This is a genomic window from Achromobacter sp. 1014246743 (genome assembly GCF_059760725.1).
Map to the genome: position 1 here is coordinate 1 of NZ_JCBANA010000076.1, position 15,672 is coordinate 15,672.

Annotated in this window: 13 protein-coding genes and 1 pseudogene; 5 read left to right on the plus strand and 9 right to left on the minus strand. The window is 69.0% G+C overall.

The genetic code is table 11. The annotated features are described in order from the left end of the window. The 3 genes and pseudogenes from AC6LJ2_RS25110 to AC6LJ2_RS25120 form a co-directional block, all read right to left on the minus strand. Nucleotides 1-206 (minus strand): annotated as a pseudogene (locus tag AC6LJ2_RS25110) (c-type cytochrome); the annotation flags it as partial. Then, nucleotides 203-1,975: a GMC family oxidoreductase gene (locus AC6LJ2_RS25115; protein WP_445658971.1), complete on the minus strand. Its 1,773-nt coding sequence runs from the start codon at nt 1,973-1,975 to the stop codon at nt 203-205. The gene AC6LJ2_RS25115 and the pseudogene AC6LJ2_RS25110, both read right to left, overlap by 4 nt. Further along, on the minus strand, nt 1,968-2,711 hold the full coding sequence (locus AC6LJ2_RS25120) for a gluconate 2-dehydrogenase subunit 3 family protein (protein WP_263913393.1): 744 nt from the start codon (nt 2,709-2,711) through the stop codon (nt 1,968-1,970). Before AC6LJ2_RS25120 ends, AC6LJ2_RS25115 begins: the two co-directional genes overlap by 8 nt. Before the next feature lie 580 nt (nt 2,712-3,291). On the opposite strand from AC6LJ2_RS25120, the gene AC6LJ2_RS25125 reads away from it, so the two are divergent. Beyond that, a complete protein-coding gene (locus AC6LJ2_RS25125) occupies nt 3,292-4,905 on the plus strand; it encodes a TerC family protein (RefSeq protein ID WP_498152415.1) in 1,614 nt (537 codons plus the stop codon). Nucleotides 4,906-4,956: 51 nt separating this feature from the next. Here the strand turns inward: AC6LJ2_RS25125 and AC6LJ2_RS25130 are convergent, their stop codons facing one another. After that, nucleotides 4,957-6,273, minus strand: coding sequence for an ATP-binding protein (locus AC6LJ2_RS25130; RefSeq protein ID WP_498152416.1), 1,317 nt, complete (start codon nt 6,271-6,273; stop codon nt 4,957-4,959). A gap of 264 nt (nt 6,274-6,537) precedes the next feature. On the opposite strand from AC6LJ2_RS25130, the gene chrA reads away from it, so the two are divergent. Further along, nucleotides 6,538-7,797 (plus strand): chromate efflux transporter, encoded by a 1,260-nt coding sequence (gene chrA, locus AC6LJ2_RS25135; RefSeq protein WP_445659163.1) that lies wholly within the window; start codon nt 6,538-6,540, stop codon nt 7,795-7,797. A 16-nt stretch (nt 7,798-7,813) separates the two neighbouring features. Here the strand turns inward: chrA and AC6LJ2_RS25140 are convergent, their stop codons facing one another. Beyond that, nucleotides 7,814-8,620, minus strand: coding sequence for an enoyl-CoA hydratase (locus AC6LJ2_RS25140; RefSeq protein WP_498152417.1), 807 nt, complete (start codon nt 8,618-8,620; stop codon nt 7,814-7,816). A 118-nt stretch (nt 8,621-8,738) separates the two neighbouring features. After that, nucleotides 8,739-9,686 carry a LysR family transcriptional regulator gene (locus AC6LJ2_RS25145; RefSeq protein ID WP_498152418.1) on the minus strand — a complete coding sequence of 316 codons (948 nt, stop codon included), beginning with the start codon at nt 9,684-9,686 and terminating at the stop codon, nt 8,739-8,741. A gap of 106 nt (nt 9,687-9,792) precedes the next feature. Between AC6LJ2_RS25145 and AC6LJ2_RS25150 the strand changes: the two genes are divergently transcribed. After that, nucleotides 9,793-10,764, plus strand: coding sequence for an aldo/keto reductase (locus AC6LJ2_RS25150; RefSeq protein WP_445658978.1), 972 nt, complete (start codon nt 9,793-9,795; stop codon nt 10,762-10,764). An 81-nt stretch (nt 10,765-10,845) separates the two neighbouring features. On the opposite strand, the gene AC6LJ2_RS25155 is transcribed toward AC6LJ2_RS25150, so the two are convergent. Continuing rightward, a complete protein-coding gene (locus AC6LJ2_RS25155) occupies nt 10,846-11,766 on the minus strand; it encodes a LysR family transcriptional regulator (RefSeq protein WP_498152419.1) in 921 nt (306 codons plus the stop codon). Between the two features lie 92 nt (nt 11,767-11,858). On the opposite strand from AC6LJ2_RS25155, the gene AC6LJ2_RS25160 reads away from it, so the two are divergent. Further along, nucleotides 11,859-12,332: a DMT family transporter gene (locus AC6LJ2_RS25160; protein ID WP_263913386.1), complete on the plus strand. Its 474-nt coding sequence runs from the start codon at nt 11,859-11,861 to the stop codon at nt 12,330-12,332. Between the two features lie 80 nt (nt 12,333-12,412). Here AC6LJ2_RS25160 and AC6LJ2_RS25165 read toward each other — a convergent pair whose 3' ends face one another. Continuing rightward, nucleotides 12,413-13,627 carry a Bcr/CflA family efflux MFS transporter gene (locus AC6LJ2_RS25165; RefSeq protein WP_263913385.1) on the minus strand — a complete coding sequence of 405 codons (1,215 nt, stop codon included), beginning with the start codon at nt 13,625-13,627 and terminating at the stop codon, nt 12,413-12,415. An 89-nt stretch (nt 13,628-13,716) separates the two neighbouring features. Between AC6LJ2_RS25165 and AC6LJ2_RS25170 the strand changes: the two genes are divergently transcribed. Then, complete coding sequence (locus AC6LJ2_RS25170; RefSeq protein ID WP_263913384.1) at nt 13,717-14,040, plus strand: Rdx family protein; 324 nt, start codon at nt 13,717-13,719, stop codon at nt 14,038-14,040. Between the two features lie 99 nt (nt 14,041-14,139). On the opposite strand, the gene AC6LJ2_RS25175 is transcribed toward AC6LJ2_RS25170, so the two are convergent. Further along, nucleotides 14,140-15,669, minus strand: a complete 1,530-nt coding sequence (locus tag AC6LJ2_RS25175; protein WP_498152420.1) for a tripartite tricarboxylate transporter permease — start codon at nt 15,667-15,669, stop codon at nt 14,140-14,142. Between the last annotated feature and the right edge of the window lie 3 nt (nt 15,670-15,672).

Here is a 15,672-nt window from a genome sequence, read left to right on the forward strand (position 1 = left end):
GGCGGGGTACTTGGGGCCGCCGCAGGCGGGGCGCCCGCGGCCGCCGCCGCAGCCTTGGGCGCTGGCGGCGCGGTGACGGCCGACGCCCGGATCGGCCCGTCGCCGCCGGTGCCGTACATCTGGTGCAGCGTGGCGATGAGGGTGATGGCGGGCAGGCCGACCATCAGCGCGACGGTGATGAGAATGCCTTTGCGATGTTCGATCATGATGACACCAGCCGCCCCGGCGAACGCAGGTAGTCCGCCTTGATTTTCTCGACGATCCAGTAGGCGGTGGCGCCTACCGTGCCCGTGGGGTTGTAGCCCGAGTTCTGCGGGAACAGCGCGGCCCCGGTGACGAACACGTTGGGCACGTCCCACGACTGCCCAAACCGGTTGACGGCGCTGGTGGCCGGATCGCTGCCCATGGCCGCGCCGCCGGTCAGGTGGGTGGACTGGTACGCGGTGGCCGAGAATGGCCGTTTGCGCGGGCCGGGTTCGGTGCGCGTCACGCCTTTCATGGCGCGGCCGATCTCGTCGCCGCGCTCGGTCAGGAACGCCGACATGCGGATGTCGTTGTCGGGAAAGTCGTAGGTCACGCGCAAGAGGGGCAGGCCCCAGGCGTCCTTGTAGGTCGGGTCCAGGCTCAGGTAGCCGCCGCGCCACGGCTGGGCCGAGCCGGTGATGGTGATGTTGGCCGAGTGGTTGTAGTAGCGCTTGACCGCCTTTTTCCATTCGGCGCCCCAGCCCGGCGTGCCCTTGGGCGTGGGGTGATAGCCGATGGGCGCGCCGCTGACCACCTGGATCTGCAGGTAGCCGCCGCCCACGAAGCCGTGCGGGCCGTGGTCGAAGTTGTCGGCGCTGAAGTCGTCCATGGTGACGGCCACCGCGCCGGCCCCCATGAAGGGGTTGATGTTCACCGATTCGTCGAAGAACAGGTTCACGCCCGAGGTGGTCTGGTGGGTGTAGTTGCGGCCGACCACGCCGGTATCGGTGGCAGGGTCATAGGGCTGGCCGATGCCCGACAGCAGCATCAGCCGCACGTTGTTGATGCCGAAGGCGCACAGCACCACGATCTCGGCGGGCTGGAAGATTTCCTCGCCGGCCTCGTCCACGTAGGTCACGCCGCGGGCGCGCTTCTTGTCCGGCGTCAGTTCCACGCGCAGCACGTGGGCGCCGGTACGCAGTTCGAAGGTGGGCAGCTTCAGGGCCACCGGCAGGATACAGACCTGCGGCGAAGCCTTGGCGAAGTGTTCGCAGCCGAAGTTGGAACAGAAGCCGCAATACACGCAGGCGCTCATGTGCAGGCCTTCGGTATTGACGTAGGGCCGGGTACAGAGCGCGGACGGCTGCACGTAGGGGTGATAGCCCAGCTTGCGCGCGGCCTCGCCGAACAGCGCAGGGGCGTAGGGCACCTTCATGGGCGGGTTGGGGTAGGGCCGCGAGCGCCACGGCTCGAACGGATTGCCGCCTTCCTGCTTCTGGCCTTTCAGGTTGCCGGCCTGGCCGGAGGCGCCGATCAGGTAGTCGTAGCGGTCGAAGTACGGTTCCAGCTCGTCGTAGCTGATGGGCCAGTCCTGACAGGTCAGTTCCTTGTCGAAGATGGCCGCGCCGTAGCGTTCGGTGTAGTGGCTGCGGATGCGGAAATCGGTGGGGTCGAAGCGGTAGTAGGCGCCCGACCAATGGTTGCCCGCGCCGCCCAGGTGCGTGCCCGGATAGGCGAATTGCCAGCGCCGCATCGGCAGCGCCTTCTGGTCGGTGTTGTTGCGGAAGGTGAAGGTTTCGGTGGCGGCATTCTGGTGCAGTTCGTGGCGCCGCGTGTACTTGAGCTCGTCATGCACATAGGGGCCCTGGAAATCGGGCGAGGGCCAGCGCGCCTGGCCGCGTTCCAGCACCAGCACGCGCTGGCCGGCGGCGGCCAGTTCCTTGCCGATGATGGCGCCGGTCCAGCCGCCGCCGACAATCGCCACATCCACTGCGGGTAACGTTTTAGCCATGTCCACCTCCCGGTTTCATCGTGTGGCCCTGGGCGTTTGCGATGGACACGGGCTTGCCGGCCCAGATGACGCCATGGCGTTCGATATCGTTGGAAAACGACGCGAAGGCGCCGGGAAAGCCCACCAGCTTCCAGCCCACCATGTCGGCGTTGCCGCCGTACAGCGGATCGGAGAAGAAGCCTTCGATGGTGGCATCCAGCAGCGCCTGGAAGAACACGTCGGACGGCAGCGGCGAAAAGTCCGGCTTGCCGGCCTGCATGTCGTGCAGCCAGGCGTCCTGGCGCGCGGTGTCCAGTTCGGCAAAGGGCTTGCCGTCCTGTTTGCGGGTGGCGGCATCCAGCGCCGCCAGGCCGCGCCGGAACATCTCGGCGGGGGTGAACGACAGCTGGTAGCCCTGTTCGGGCGTGCCTTTCTCGAAAGGACCCTGGCGGTAGAACTGGTCGCCCGCCCCCCAGGCGCCGGCCAGCTGGCCATCCAGGAATTGCGTCACGCCCGCCTCTTTGGCGCCGGGGCCGAGTTCGTCGGCCGGAATCAGCCGCGCGGCAATGGCGTCCATCGCCAGGGCTTCCTGGGCGTTCAGGAATTTCAGCGTGCGGTTGGGGGCGGGGGCCGCCGCGGCGGGCGCGGCGGGGCGGTCGGGAGCGGCCAGGGTAGCGGGCGCCCATGCGGCGCCGGGTACGCCCAGGGCCAGGGCCTTGAGCAGGCCGCGCCGTCCGGAAACAGGTTGATCGTCCATTCATCGCTCCAGCAGCGGAGCCGACAGGCGGGGGCAGGCGTGCGGCACACAGGTCCGCAAGGCGACGGCCTCCGGAGCGTTCGGCTCCTGAGTGAAAGAGATCCCGCGACAGCTTATGTGCGTGCACTGAGTGTGTCACTGTTTCCGCTACGCCGACAAGCGTTGCATGCGGGTCTCCCCGGATTTTTCTCGGCAACACATTTCAGCTAATATTCAGCTTCCTGAAAGAATGAGAGCACGGCGAAACACGCGGTCCGCGCTTGCCCGGCAAGCCCCCGACGATTTCGCCATCTATGACCGACGAGCCTCCTAGTCGGGCGCCCCACACCGCGCGGCGCCCAGCCCCATCTTCCTGCCGCATCCCGGCATCCGGCCACGCCAGGCCGGTTTCCCACGACACCGATGGCCGCGCGCCGGTCATCCCGGTAGCGCCCACGCCCCGCATCGGCGGCCGCGCGCCGCCCGCGCGTCCGACACGGGCGCTAGCCCCGGATCTATCCTGCCCGAGTCCGCCCCAGGCGACGGCTCGAGCACGCGCGCGCCTGCGCGCCCATTCCTTCCTGATTCTCGTGGAACGTTGATGATCTTCGACTGGATGTCCGACCCGACTGCCTGGCTTGGCCTGGCGACGCTGGTCATTCTTGAAATCGTGCTGGGTATCGACAACCTGGTGTTCATTGCCATCCTGGCCGACAAGCTGCCGCCGGCGCAGCGCAACCGCGCCCGCTTGATCGGCCTGACGCTGGCCATGGTGATGCGGCTGGGGCTGTTGGCCAGCATCGCGTGGGTGGTGACGCTGACCGCGCCGCTCTTTACGGTGCTGGGCGCCGAGATCTCGGGGCGCGACCTGATCCTGATCCTGGGCGGCCTGTTCCTGCTGTTCAAGGGCACCATGGAACTGCATGAGCGCGTCGAAGGCAGCGCCGGCCATGACAGTGGCCAGAAGGTGCAGCACGCCGTGTTCTGGCAGGTGATCCTGCAGATCGTGGTGCTGGACGCGGTGTTCTCGCTGGATTCGGTCATTACCGCCGTGGGCATGGTGCAGGACCTGAGCATCATGATGATCGCGGTGGTCGTGGCCATGGCCGTCATGATGCTGGCCAGCCGTCCGCTGATGGGCTTCGTGGCGCGCCACCCGACGGTGGTGATCCTGTGCCTGGGCCTGTTGCTGATGATCGGTTTCAGCCTGGTGGCCGAAGGCCTGGGCTTTCACGTGCCCAAGGGTTATCTGTATGCGGCCATCGGTTTTTCGATCCTGATCGAGCTGTGCAACCAGCTGGCGCGCCGCAACCGGGCCCGCGGCGCCCATGCGCTGGGCCGGCGCCAGCGCACCGCGCAGGCGGTGCTGCGCCTGCTGCGCGCCGGCCGCAGCGGTGGCCAGCCGTCGCAACAGGCCGACGACGTGGTGGCGCTGGTGGACAGCGCCGGCGACGAACCCGCGTTTGCCCCCGAGGAAAGCTCGATGATCGAGCGCGTGCTGGCAATGGGCTCGCACGACGTGCGCGCCATCATGGTGGCGCGCGGCGACATGGTCTGGCTGGACGTGGCCGATTCGCCCGATACCATCGTGCGCAAGTTCGCCTCGGGCCACTCGCGCCTGCCGCTGTGCGCGGGCGACCCCGCCAACGTGCTGGGCGTGCTGCACTTCAAGGACCTCTTGCCGCTGCTGCAGAACCCCGGCCCGATCGACCTGGTGGAACTGGCGCGCGAACCGCGCTACGTCATGGAGACCACGCCGGTGCTGCGGGTGCTGGAAGAACTGCGGGCCTCGCGCGACCACATGCTGATCGTGGTGGACGAGCATGGCGTGTGCGAAGGCCTGGTGACGCCGATGGACGTGCTGGAGGCCGTGGCGGGCGACCTGCCCGAACACAGCGAGGAAGCGCCCGATGCCTTGCAACTGTCGGACGGTTCATGGCTGCTGGACGGCCGCCTGGCGCTGGCCGAAGCGGCGCGTCTGTTGGATGCGCCCGAGTTGGCCGATGACCATGGCGACGCGACCCTGGCCGGTTGTCTGCTGCGGGCGGAAGGTCGCATTCCCGAAGCGGGCGACGTGATCGCATGGGGCGGCTGGCGCTTCGAGATCACGCGCCGCGACGGGCTGCGCATCGATCAGGTGCATGCCCGCCCGCCGGGTCAGGACGGTGTCGCGGGCACGGGTGCCCCCGGCAGGATCGAGACGCGCCAGGTGTAATTGAGGGGATCCGGTTATTGCCGTGCCGGCCACGCCGGGACGCCTTGGCGGTCATTGTGCGGTATCGCGCGGCGACAGCCAGCGCAGCACGAAACGTGCGCCGCCCAAGGGGCTGTCGTGGACCTCGATGGTGCCCTTGTGGCTGGCGGCCACCCGCTTGACGATGGCCAGCCCCAGCCCGGCACCGCCCGTGCCGCGGTCGCGGCTTTCGTCCAGGCGCACGAAGGGATCGAAGATGCGTTCGCGGTCGGCCGGGGCAATGCCGGGGCCGTCGTCGTCCACGATCAGTTCGAAGCCGCCCGCGGGGCAGGCCGTCAGCGAAATGTCGATGCGCCCCTTGGCATAGCGCACGGCGTTCTGCACCAGGTTGAGCAGCGCCCGGCTCATGTAGCGCGGGTGCAGCTGCACATGGGCGGGCAGGCCCTCGTCGCGCACGTGGCAGCGCACGCCGCGCGAGTCGGCCTGGTGCGCCACCTGGGCCAGCGCTTCGCCGAGCCAGTCGCGCACGTCCACGGTTTCCTGCTTGACGATGTCGTCGGCGGGGCGTTCCAGGCGGGCGTACACGAGCAGTTCTTCCACCATCGCTTCCAGTTCCGAGATATCGGTGCGCATGTCGTGCAGGATCTGCTCGCGTTTGGCCTGGAATTTTTCCTGGCCCAGCATGTCGACCTCGAACGACAGGCGGGCCAGCGGGGTGCGCAATTCGTGTGAGACGGCGTTGGTCAGGCTGCGCTGGTTTTCGACCAGCGCGGCGATGCGTTCGGCCATCTGATTGAAGCTTTCGCCCACGTGCCGGATACCGGAAAAATGCGATAGCCGCGCCCGCACGCCCAGGTCGCCCTGGCCCATGCGCAGCGTGGCGTTGCGCAGCGAGTCCAGGTCGCGCCATACCGGCAGCGCCCAGAGCAGCAGCAGGACGGCCCCGATGACCATGCTCAGCGCCAGCCAGGCCGTCCAGGTGATCCATTTTTCCAGCGTGGGTTCGCCCGGCAGGCGCATTTCCAGCCATTGCCGCGGCTCGCCCGGCAACGGCGCCAGGTAGGTGTTGTATTCGTCGCGCATGATGAAGCCGCGCGTGGCCAGGTCCTGCTTTTCCTGTTCGGTGGCTTCGATGCGTTCGGGCGTGACCAGCTTCAGTTCCAGCCCGTAGTGGGGCCGCAGGGTGTCGCGGATGAAGGCGGCGCGCGATTCCGGCTCGATGGGGTCCAGGTCCTTGTGCAGGGCGTACATCTGGCCGCGCACGGCCTGGTAGGAAAGATCCGCGCTGACGGAGTCCAGCAGGTACCCCAGGCTGCGGTTCACCAGCTGCGATGCAGCGATGTAGGCAATGGCGGCGACCACGAAGATGCGGATCGTGAACTTGAGCATGGTGTGTGAGACTCCTGTGGGCACCGTGGCGGCACAACAGCCGTCCGGGCGCCTGGCCCGATGCCTCGGGCTGCGCAATGCTACCGGGCGGCGGCAGGGTAATCCGCCCGGATTTGTGTGGGATTTGTGAAGATTCATGAAGTCACTGCGCGGGCGTCACGGCCAACCCCATGGCAATGGCGGATTGAAACGGCGGCCCGGGCCGGCTATAAGCAGGGTTCAGGGGAGCCGCAATCCGGGGCTCCATCCGTGCAGAGTGTCACGATGCCGCCGCAGCCGCCTTCTCATGATGAACGCATCGCCAGCAAACCGGCGACGCACGAGGCCACGCCGGCCGAGCAGGGGTCCTGTATCGAGGTCTTCCTGGCGTTCCTGCGGCTGGGCCTGACCGCCTTTGGCGGGCCGGTCGCCCACCTGGCGTATTTCCGCGAAGAATTCGTCGACCGGCGCCGCTGGCTGGACGACTACGCGTTTTCCGACCTGGTGGCGCTTTGCCAGTTCCTGCCCGGGCCGGCAAGTAGCCAGGTGGGCATGGCGCTGGGACTGAAGCGGGCGGGTTGGCCGGGCATGCTGGCGGCCTGGGTGGCGTTCACGCTGCCGTCGGCGCTGGCCATGGTGCTGCTGGGCCTGGGAGTGGCGCAGTTGGGCGGCGCGCCGGGCCTGGCAGTGGTGCATGGCCTGAAGGTGGCGGCGGTGGCCGTCGTTGCGCAGGCGGTATGGGGCATGGGCCGTTCGCTCTGTCCGGACCGGCCGCGCGCCGGCCTGGCGATGGCCGCGGCGCTGATGGCGGTGTTCGTGCCGACCACGTTGGGGCAACTGGGCGCGATTGCGCTGGGCGCGATTGCGGGGGGAGCGCTGTTGCAGGTGCCGCCGCGGCCGATCCTGGCCAACCGCGCGCAGGGTGTGTCGCGGCGGACGGGGTATCTGTGCCTGGCCGTGTTCGTGGCGCTGCTGGGGCTCTTGCCGCTGTGGGCCGTGTGGTCGGGGATGCCGTTGGCGGCACAGGTGGCCGGCTTTTACCGGGCCGGTGCGCTGGTGTTCGGCGGCGGCCACGTCGTGCTGCCGCTGCTGGACACGGCGGCGGTGGGCGGGGGCATGGTGTCCAGTGCCGATTTCCTGGCGGGCTATGGCGTGGCGCAGGCCATGCCGGGGCCCTTGTTCACGTTCGCGGCGTTCCTGGGCGCGGCATCGTCGGGGCCGTTGTCCGGCTGGGCGGGCGGGGCGCTCTTGCTGGTGACGATATTCCTGCCCGGGGCACTGATCCTGGCGGCCGCGTTGCCGTTCTGGGAAAGCCTGCGGCGCCGGCCGGGGGTGCGCAACATGGTGGCGGGCGTCAATGCCGCGGTGGTGGGCATCCTGTTGGCGGCGCTGTACGACCCTGTCTGGACGGGCGCCATCCTGACCAAGGCCGACTTCGGCCTGGCCCTGGCGTTGTTCGGCCTGCTGGTCTACGCGCGCTGGTCGCCCGTGTGGGTGGTGCTGGCGGCCGCGGCAGGCGGCTGGGCACTGGCCTGGCTGGCGTAGCGCCAAGCGCCGGTCTTCAGCCGCGCCATTGCGGCGCGCGCTTCTGCAGGAAAGCATCGATGCCTTCGGCCGCGTCTTCTTCCATCATGTTGCGCGCCATGACCTCGGCGGCATAGTCGTAGGCCTCGGCCTGCGGCATCTGGCGCTGGGCGTAGAACATGCGCTTGCCGTAACGGATGGCGCTGGGGCTCTTGGCGGCGATGACCTCGGCCAGGGCCTGCACGCGCGCATCCAGTTCGGCCTCGGGCGCCACGTCGTTCAGCAGGCCCCAATCCTGCGCCTGGGCAGCGTCGATGAAGCGCGCGGTGACCAGCATCTCGAAGGCGCGCTTGGTCGACACGTTGCGGCTGAGTGCCACGGCGGGCGTGGAACAGAACAGCCCCGCGTTGATGCCGGACACGGCAAAGGTGGCGCTGTCGGCGGCCACGGCCAGGTCGCAGCTGGCCACCAGCTGGCAGCCCGCGGCGGTGGCGATGCCCCGCACCTTGGCAATGACCGGCACCGGCAGCGCTTGCAGGCCCTGCATCACGCGGCTGCATTGGCGAAACAGCGCCAGGTAGTAGTCGAACGACGGCTGGCTGCGCATTTCGCGCAGGTCGTGGCCGGCGCAGAAGGCGCGGCCAGCCGATTCGAGCACCACGCAGCGCAGCGTGGTGTCGCGTGCCAGGGCATCGATTTCCACGCGCAACGCCTCCAGCAATGCCTCGGACAGCGCATTGAATTGCGCCGGCCGATTCAGCCGCAAGGTGGCGATGCCGGCGTGCGTCGTGCGCAGCAGCAGCGGGGCGGGGGCGTCGGGGCGGGTCGGGGAATCGGGGGCCATGATGTCTCCAGGAAGCGGGCGGTGCCTGTGATCGGCGCCTGCCATCGTTGCCTGCCATAGTAGGCCAGTTGCGGTCGCCGTTCGCAGGCCCGCCGCAGTTGCCGAGCCCCTGGGTCCGTCAACGCGGCAAGATGCCTGGGCCCTGGCTGCCGATCGCGTCCGGCAGGCCGCTGGCCGCCCGGATGGCCTGGATCAGGCGGCTGAGCGCGGGCGCCAGCTGCCGCCGGCTGGGGTAGTACATGACGAGCGGCGCGCCGGCGGGTGCCCAGTCGTCCAGCACGCGGCGCAGGCGGCCGGCGCGCAAGTGCGGTTCGGCGTAGCGTTCCAGGCAATAGGCCAGGCCCAGCCCGTCCAACGCGGCGTCCACCGCCATGTCGGTGTCGTTCACGATGAGGGCGCCCGGCACGTCGACTTCGCAGGCGCGTGCGCCCTGGCCCAATTCCCAGCGGTACAGCGTCTGGTCGCCCAGACGCAGGCGGATACAGGCGTGGCGCAGCAGGTCGTCGGGCGTCCTGGGCGTGCCGTGGCGGCCCAGATAGGCGGGCGTGGCCACCACTACCCACTTGAGCGGCGGTGTCAGCGGCATGCAGACCATGTCCTGCGGCACCGTGTCGCCAAAGCGGATGCCGGCGTCAAAGCCCGCCTTGACGATATCGACCATATTGTTGTCGACCACCACCTCGATCTTCACGCCCGGGCAGTCGTGCAGATAGCGTGCCAGCACGGGGCTGAGCAGCAGCCGCGCGGCGTCACGCGGTACGTTGATGCGCAGGCCGCCCAGTGGGCCGGCGCGGTATTGGGCCAGCTCGGACAGGGCCTCGCCGATTTCGCCGAAGCTCTGGTCCAGTTGCGCGGCCAGCTTGCGGCCGGCCTCGGTGGGGGCGACCGACCGGGTGGTGCGGTTGAGCAGCTTGACGCCCAGGCGGCCTTCCAGGTTGCGCAGGGCATGGCTGAGGGCCGAGGTGGACACGCCCAGTTCGCTGGCCGCCAGGCGGAAGCTGCCGCGGCGGCAGATGGCCGCGAAGGCGCTGAGATCGGCCAGGTCGTGGCGGCTGTAGGAGGGCATGGGGGGGCAGCGGCGATTGAATAGATCGTTGAATTTTAATCAATAATACCTGACCTACACTCATCAAACTTTTGTGTAGGAGTACCGAGCAATGCGGGTCGAGACCATGCGTATTGAAGGAATCCCCACGCCTGTGTCCAGGATCGGCCTGGGCACGTGGGCGATTGGCGGCTGGATGTGGGGCGGCGCGGACGATGCCGCGTCCGTGGCGACGCTGCGCGGCGCGATCGAGCGCGGCATCAACCTGATCGACACCGCGCCGGTGTACGGCTTTGGCCACGCCGAGGAAATGGTCGGGCAGGCCTTGCAGGGCATTCGCGACCAGGCCGTGATCGCCACCAAGGCGGGCCTGGAATGGGCAGGCGAGGGCGTGCGGCGCAATTCCAGTCCGGCGCGCATCCGCCGCGAGGTGGAAGATTCGCTGCGCCGCCTGCGCACCGACCGCATCGACCTGTACCAGATCCACTGGCCCGATCCGCGGGTGCCGATCGAAGACACCGCGCGCACGCTGCAGGATCTGCAGCGCGAAGGCAAGATCCTGGCGGTGGGCGTCAGCAATTATTCGCCCGGGCAGATGGACCAGTTTCGCGCCGTGCTGCCGCTGGCGTCGGTACAACCGCCGTACAACCTGTTCGAACGCGCCATCGAAGCCGACGTGCTGCCGTATGCCCGCGAGCATCAGCTGGCGGTGCTGGCCTACGGCGCGCTGTGCCGCGGCCTGCTGTCGGGCCGCATGACGGTGGATACGACGTTTGGCGCCGACGACCTGCGGTCGAACGACCCGAAGTTCCGTCGGCCGCGGTTTGACCAGTACGTGCGCGCCACCAAGGAGCTGGAGGCGTTTGCGCGCATCCGCCACGACAAGTCGGTGCTGGCGCTGGCGATACGCTGGGTGCTGGACAGCGGCCCGACCATCGCGTTGTGGGGCGCGCGCCGGCCGGACCAGTTGAACGGCGTGGACGATGCGTTCGGCTGGCACTTGACCGACACCGAGATGGCCGAGATCGACGAGCTGCTGGACAAGAACATCCAGGACCCCGTCGGGCCGGAGTTCATGGCGCCGCGGGCGCGCGACTGAGGGCGCGCAGGGGCCGTCGATGCCGGCGGCGTGCAGGCAGGCGGTTGGCGCAAGGCTGGCCGCGTTGCGATTGGCCCCTTGTCACGCCATCAGCGCGGCCAATGACTCGCGCAGCCAGCGCAGCCCGGCGTCGCCGTCGGCGCGCTCGTGCCAGATCATCTCGAAGCCCAGCGGGTCGATCGCAAAGGGCACCGGCTGTACCGCCAGCCCGGGCGGCACGGGCACGACCGTGCGCCGCGCCACCGTCAACACCAGGTCGGTACCCGCCAGCACGGCGGGCGCCGCCGTCCAGTGGGGCAACCGCAGCGCCACGCGGCGCGCGCGGCCCAGGCGGGCCAGGGCTGCATCCACTTCCCCCGAGCGCTGGTCCTGGCTGGCGGCCACCAGCACATGGGGCCGCGCCAGATAGGCATCCAGCGTCAGCGGGCCGGACGCGCTGGCCGCATCCGTGACGCAGACAAACGGCTCATCGAACAGCACGGTGCGGCGGATGTCGGCCGGGGTTTCGCCGAACACGGCCAGGGCCAGATCCAGCTGGCCGTCGGCGACGCCCGCGATCATGCCGCCGCGGCTGGTGTAGCTGATTTCCAGGTCGATGCCGGGGGCGTCCTGGCGCAAGCGGTGCACCAGCGGCGGCAGCACCACGCTGGCGCCGTAGTCGGACATGGCCAGGCGAAAGGTACGCCTGCTGGCCGCCGGCTCGAACACCGCGCCGGCCAGCAGGCGGCGCACCTGCGCCAGCACGTCGCGTAGCGGCGCTTCCAGCGCGAGGGCGTGCGGCGTGGGCCGCAGGCCGCCGCGCGTGCGGTGAAACAGCGGGTCGCCCAGCAGCGTGCGCAGGCGGGCCAGGGCATGGCTGACCGCGGGCTGGCTCATCGGCAACCGGGCGGCGGCGCGGGTCAGGTGGCGTTCGTGCAGCAGGGCGTCCAGCACCACCAGCAAGTTCAGGTCCACCGCGCGCAGGTTGGGGGCAATGCCGGATGCGGTTTCTGGATTATTCATTTGGTGCATATTCGATAGACGATTATCGAATTGGAGTCAGCGTCTGGTGAATAAGAGAATAGCGCCAATCCCTCTTGAATCGGAGTCTCGCCATGAACGGCACTTCTCTTTTCGCCATCCCCGCCGCCATCCTGGCCGGCGCCCTTGTGCCCTTCCAGGCCGGTGCGAATGCCGCGTTGGGCCGTCATCTGGGCCATCCGCTGTGGGCCACGATGGCCTCGCTGGCCATCAGCGCCATCGCGGCCATGGCGGTGATGGCGCTGATGCGCGTGCCGGCGCCCAGCTTCGCGGAAATCGGCCGCCTGCCGTGGTGGGGCTGGACGGGCGGGCTGGCCGGCGTGTTCTACATCACGGCGGCGTTGATGCTGGCCCCGCGCCTGGGCGCCGGCGCCTTCCTGGCCGCGGTCATCGCGGGCCAGATGCTGGCGGCGCTATTGCTGGATCGCTATGCGCTGGTGGGGTTTGCCGCCAACGCCTTGAACCCGGGCCGGTTGCTGGGCGCGGCGTTGATCGCGGGCGGCGCGTTGCTGATGCACCTGTCGAACGGGGCGCGCACGGCGGGGTGAGCTTCGGCTTGTCGCCTGGGGCGGCCCACGATGGCGCGGCGCGTTGCCCGCCGTCTTGGTCCTGCGGTGGCAGGCCGGCGTCAGCCCCGCGCCGGTCGGCTGGCCGCCAGACGCCGCGCGATGACGCCGGACAGGCACAGCAGCGGCCCGACGATCCCGACGCCGATCAGGCCCATGGCCGCCTGCGGGGCCACGCCGCCGTCCAGCAGCAGGGTGGCGATGACGGCGGACCCGCTCATCTGGAACAGCCCGAAGACCGCCGCGGCGGTGCCGGCGCGGTCGCCAAAGGGTTCCAGTGCCAGGCTCAGCGCCGACCCCAGCGCCAGCGAGAAACCGACCGTCAGCACCGCCACCGGCAGCATGAAGATCCACGCGGCGGCCGGCGCCCAGCGCCACGCGGCAAGATGCATCAACGCGGCCAGCAGCAACGAGGCCATGCCGACACGCAGCATGGGGTAGCGGCCGAAGCGCGCGATGAACAGGGGCGCCAGGAAGAAGGCCGCGATGTTGATGGCCGCGTTGCCGCCGAACCAGGCGGAAAAGCCCAGTTCGGAATAGCCCAGCTGCTGCACCAGCACCACGGGCGCGGCCGACACGAACACCAGGATCATGGCCATGCCGGCCATCGCGTAGACGGCGAAATACAGGAAGCGGCCGCTGGTGATGATCGGCGCATAGCGCCGCAGGCTGTACAGCGGCGCGCCCGCCGGGGGCGGGGCGGCGCGCGTTTCCTCGAAGCGGTGCGCCAGCAGTGCGGCCAGCGCCAGGGCGAACAGCGCCATGAACACAAAGGTGCTGCGCCAGCCGGCATGCACGGCCAGCGCGCCGCCCAGCATCGGCGCCAGCGCGGGCACGGTGCACAGCGCGCCGTTCAGGTAGCTGTACACGCGGGCGCCGACCGCGGGGCTGAAGCAGTCGCGCACCGCGGCAAAGGCCACCAGCGATGCCGAACACGCGCCCAGGCCCTGGATCACGCGGGCGGTGTAGAACAGGTCCAGCGACGTGGCCGCCGCGCCCAGCGCGGAACCGGCCAGGTAGGCGATCGCGCCGCCCAGCGCCACCGGCCGGCGTCCGTAGCGGTCGGCCAGCGGGCCGATCAGGATCTGGCCCACGCCCACCGCGAAAATGAAGAGGGTGATGCTGGCCTGCAGTGCGCTGACGGGGTGGCCAAAGCCAACCGCCATGGCGGGCAGGGACGGCAGGTAGATGTCGATGCCCATCGGCGTGAGCGTGACCAGGCCCATCAAGAGGCCGATCAACCAGCGTTGGCCACGGGGCGATAATGCAGACTTCATGCGTAAGACTCTGGGCGCATTGCACGCCCCGGAAAACCTGCCATTATCCACGACAACGGCGTGCCCGCGCCAATGCGACTGCCCTCACCATGACATCCGCCCACGATCCCGCCCGCCCCGCGCCCCGCATCGTCATTCTCTATTGCACCCAGTGCCAGTGGCTGCTGCGCGCCGGCTGGATGGCGCAGGAATTGCTGTCGACGTTTTCCACGGACCTGGGCGAAGTGGCGCTGCAACCCGGCACGGGCGGCGTGTTCCAGATCACCTGCGACGGTGACCTGATCTGGGACCGCAAGCAGGACGGCGGCTTTCCCGAGGCCAAGGTGCTCAAGCAACGGGTGCGCGACCGGCTCGATCCCGGCCGGCCGCTGGGGCATATCGATGGACACCGGGCGGCCGATACCCCGGGGTGAGCCGATATCGCGGACCGCGCCGCCCAGGCGCCGCGACCCGGCCGCCACGCAAGAAAAAACAGCCGCCCGAAGGCGGCTGCTTTCATGCCCGCAGACGGGTCAGGCCGTCGAGCTGGAGGTTTCCAGGGCCATGCGCGCCTTGTTGCGCTGGCGCACCGCCGACACCAGCAGCAGCGCGATCAGCAGCACGCAAGCCAGCACGAAGCCCAGGCTGATCGGACGCGTCACGAAGATGGACAGCTCGCCGCGCGACAGCAGCAGGGCGCGGCGGAAATTCTCTTCCACCATCGGCCCCAGCACGAAGCCCAGCAGCAGCGGCGCCGGCTCGAAGCGCAGGCGGATCAGCGCGTAGCCCGCGGCGCCGAACAGCGTCACCATGCCCACGTCGAACAGATTGTTGTTGGTGCTGTAGACGCCGACGCAGACAAAGAACAGCGCGGCCGGAAACAGGTAGCGGAAGGGCACCGTCAACAGGCGCACCCACATGCCGATCAGCGGCAGGTTCAGCAGCAACAGCAGCACGTTGCCGACCCAGAAGCTGGCGATCAGCCCCCAGAACATGTCGGCGTGTTCGATCATCATCTGCGGCCCCGGCTGGATGCCATGGATGATCAGCGCGCCCAGCATCAGCGCCATCACCGGGTCGCCGGGGATGCCCAGGCTCATGGTGGGGATGAAGCTGGTCTGCGTCGATGCGCTGGTGGCGGCCTCGGGGCCGGCGATGCCTTCGATGGCGCCGCGGCCGAAGCGGCGCGGTTCGCGCGCCACTTTCTTTTCCACCGCGTACGAGATGAAGGACGCAATGGTCGGGCCGGTGCCCGGCAGGATGCCGAAGGCCGCGCCGATGGCGGTGCCGCGCACCAGGGCGCCGCGCGACTGCTTGATGTCGCCGGCCTCGGGACGCATGGACTTCATGCTGATCTTGCCGCTGGTGACCTTGGTGTCGCCGCCGATCTGGTTGATGTTCTTCAGGAAGTCGGCCACGCCGAACAGGCCCATCGCCAGCGCCACGATCTGCAGCCCGTCGCTCAGTTCGAGGATGCCGAAGTGAAAGCGCATGGTGCCGGTGTTGACGTCGGTGCCCACCACGCCCAGCAGCAGGCCGACGACCACCATCGCCACGCCCTTGATGGCCGATCCCTTGGCCAGCGTGGCGCCCGCCAACAGGCCCAGCATCATCATCGAGAAGTACTCGGCCGGGCCGAACTTGAAGGCCACGTCCACCAGCAGTGGCGAGAACAGGATCATTGCCAGGATGCCGACCGACGCGCCGCAGAACGACGAGAACATCAGCATGAACAGCGCCGAGCCGGCCTTGCCGTTGCGCGCCAGCGGATTGCCGTCCAGGCAGGCCACCGCGTGCGACGCCGTGCCGGGCAGGTTCAGCATGATCGAGGTGATCCCGCCGCCGTATTGCGAACCGTAGTAGATGCCGGACAGCATCACCAGCGCCGCGGTGGGCGTCATGGTGTAGGTCAAAGGCAGCAGGATCGAAATCGCGGCCAGCACGCCCATGCCCGGCAGCACGCCGATCAGGTTGCCCATGAAGACGCCGAACACGGCCCACAGCAGGTTGTCCAGCGCGAACGCGACGGAGAACCCGTGCATCAGGTTGTTGAGGATTTCCATCGA

Excerpts from the sequence above, each read along its gene's own strand:
- AC6LJ2_RS25115 (WP_445658971.1), bottom strand. The coding sequence starts at position 1,975 with ATGGCTAAAACGTTACCCGCAGTGGATGTGGCGATTGTCGGCGGCGGC.
- AC6LJ2_RS25120 (WP_263913393.1), bottom strand. The coding sequence starts at position 2,711 with ATGGACGATCAACCTGTTTCCGGACGGCGCGGCCTGCTCAAGGCCCTG.
- AC6LJ2_RS25125 (WP_498152415.1), top strand. The coding sequence starts at position 3,292 with ATGATCTTCGACTGGATGTCCGACCCGACTGCCTGGCTTGGCCTGGCG.
- AC6LJ2_RS25130 (WP_498152416.1), bottom strand. The coding sequence starts at position 6,273 with ATGCTCAAGTTCACGATCCGCATCTTCGTGGTCGCCGCCATTGCCTAC.
- chrA (WP_445659163.1), top strand. The coding sequence starts at position 6,538 with ATGCCGCCGCAGCCGCCTTCTCATGATGAACGCATCGCCAGCAAACCG.
- AC6LJ2_RS25140 (WP_498152417.1), bottom strand. The coding sequence starts at position 8,620 with ATGGCCCCCGATTCCCCGACCCGCCCCGACGCCCCCGCCCCGCTGCTG.
- AC6LJ2_RS25145 (WP_498152418.1), bottom strand. The coding sequence starts at position 9,686 with ATGCCCTCCTACAGCCGCCACGACCTGGCCGATCTCAGCGCCTTCGCG.
- AC6LJ2_RS25150 (WP_445658978.1), top strand. The coding sequence starts at position 9,793 with ATGCGTATTGAAGGAATCCCCACGCCTGTGTCCAGGATCGGCCTGGGC.
- AC6LJ2_RS25155 (WP_498152419.1), bottom strand. The coding sequence starts at position 11,766 with ATGAATAATCCAGAAACCGCATCCGGCATTGCCCCCAACCTGCGCGCG.
- AC6LJ2_RS25160 (WP_263913386.1), top strand. The coding sequence starts at position 11,859 with ATGAACGGCACTTCTCTTTTCGCCATCCCCGCCGCCATCCTGGCCGGC.
- AC6LJ2_RS25165 (WP_263913385.1), bottom strand. The coding sequence starts at position 13,627 with ATGAAGTCTGCATTATCGCCCCGTGGCCAACGCTGGTTGATCGGCCTC.
- AC6LJ2_RS25170 (WP_263913384.1), top strand. The coding sequence starts at position 13,717 with ATGACATCCGCCCACGATCCCGCCCGCCCCGCGCCCCGCATCGTCATT.
- AC6LJ2_RS25175 (WP_498152420.1), bottom strand. The coding sequence starts at position 15,669 with ATGGAAATCCTCAACAACCTGATGCACGGGTTCTCCGTCGCGTTCGCG.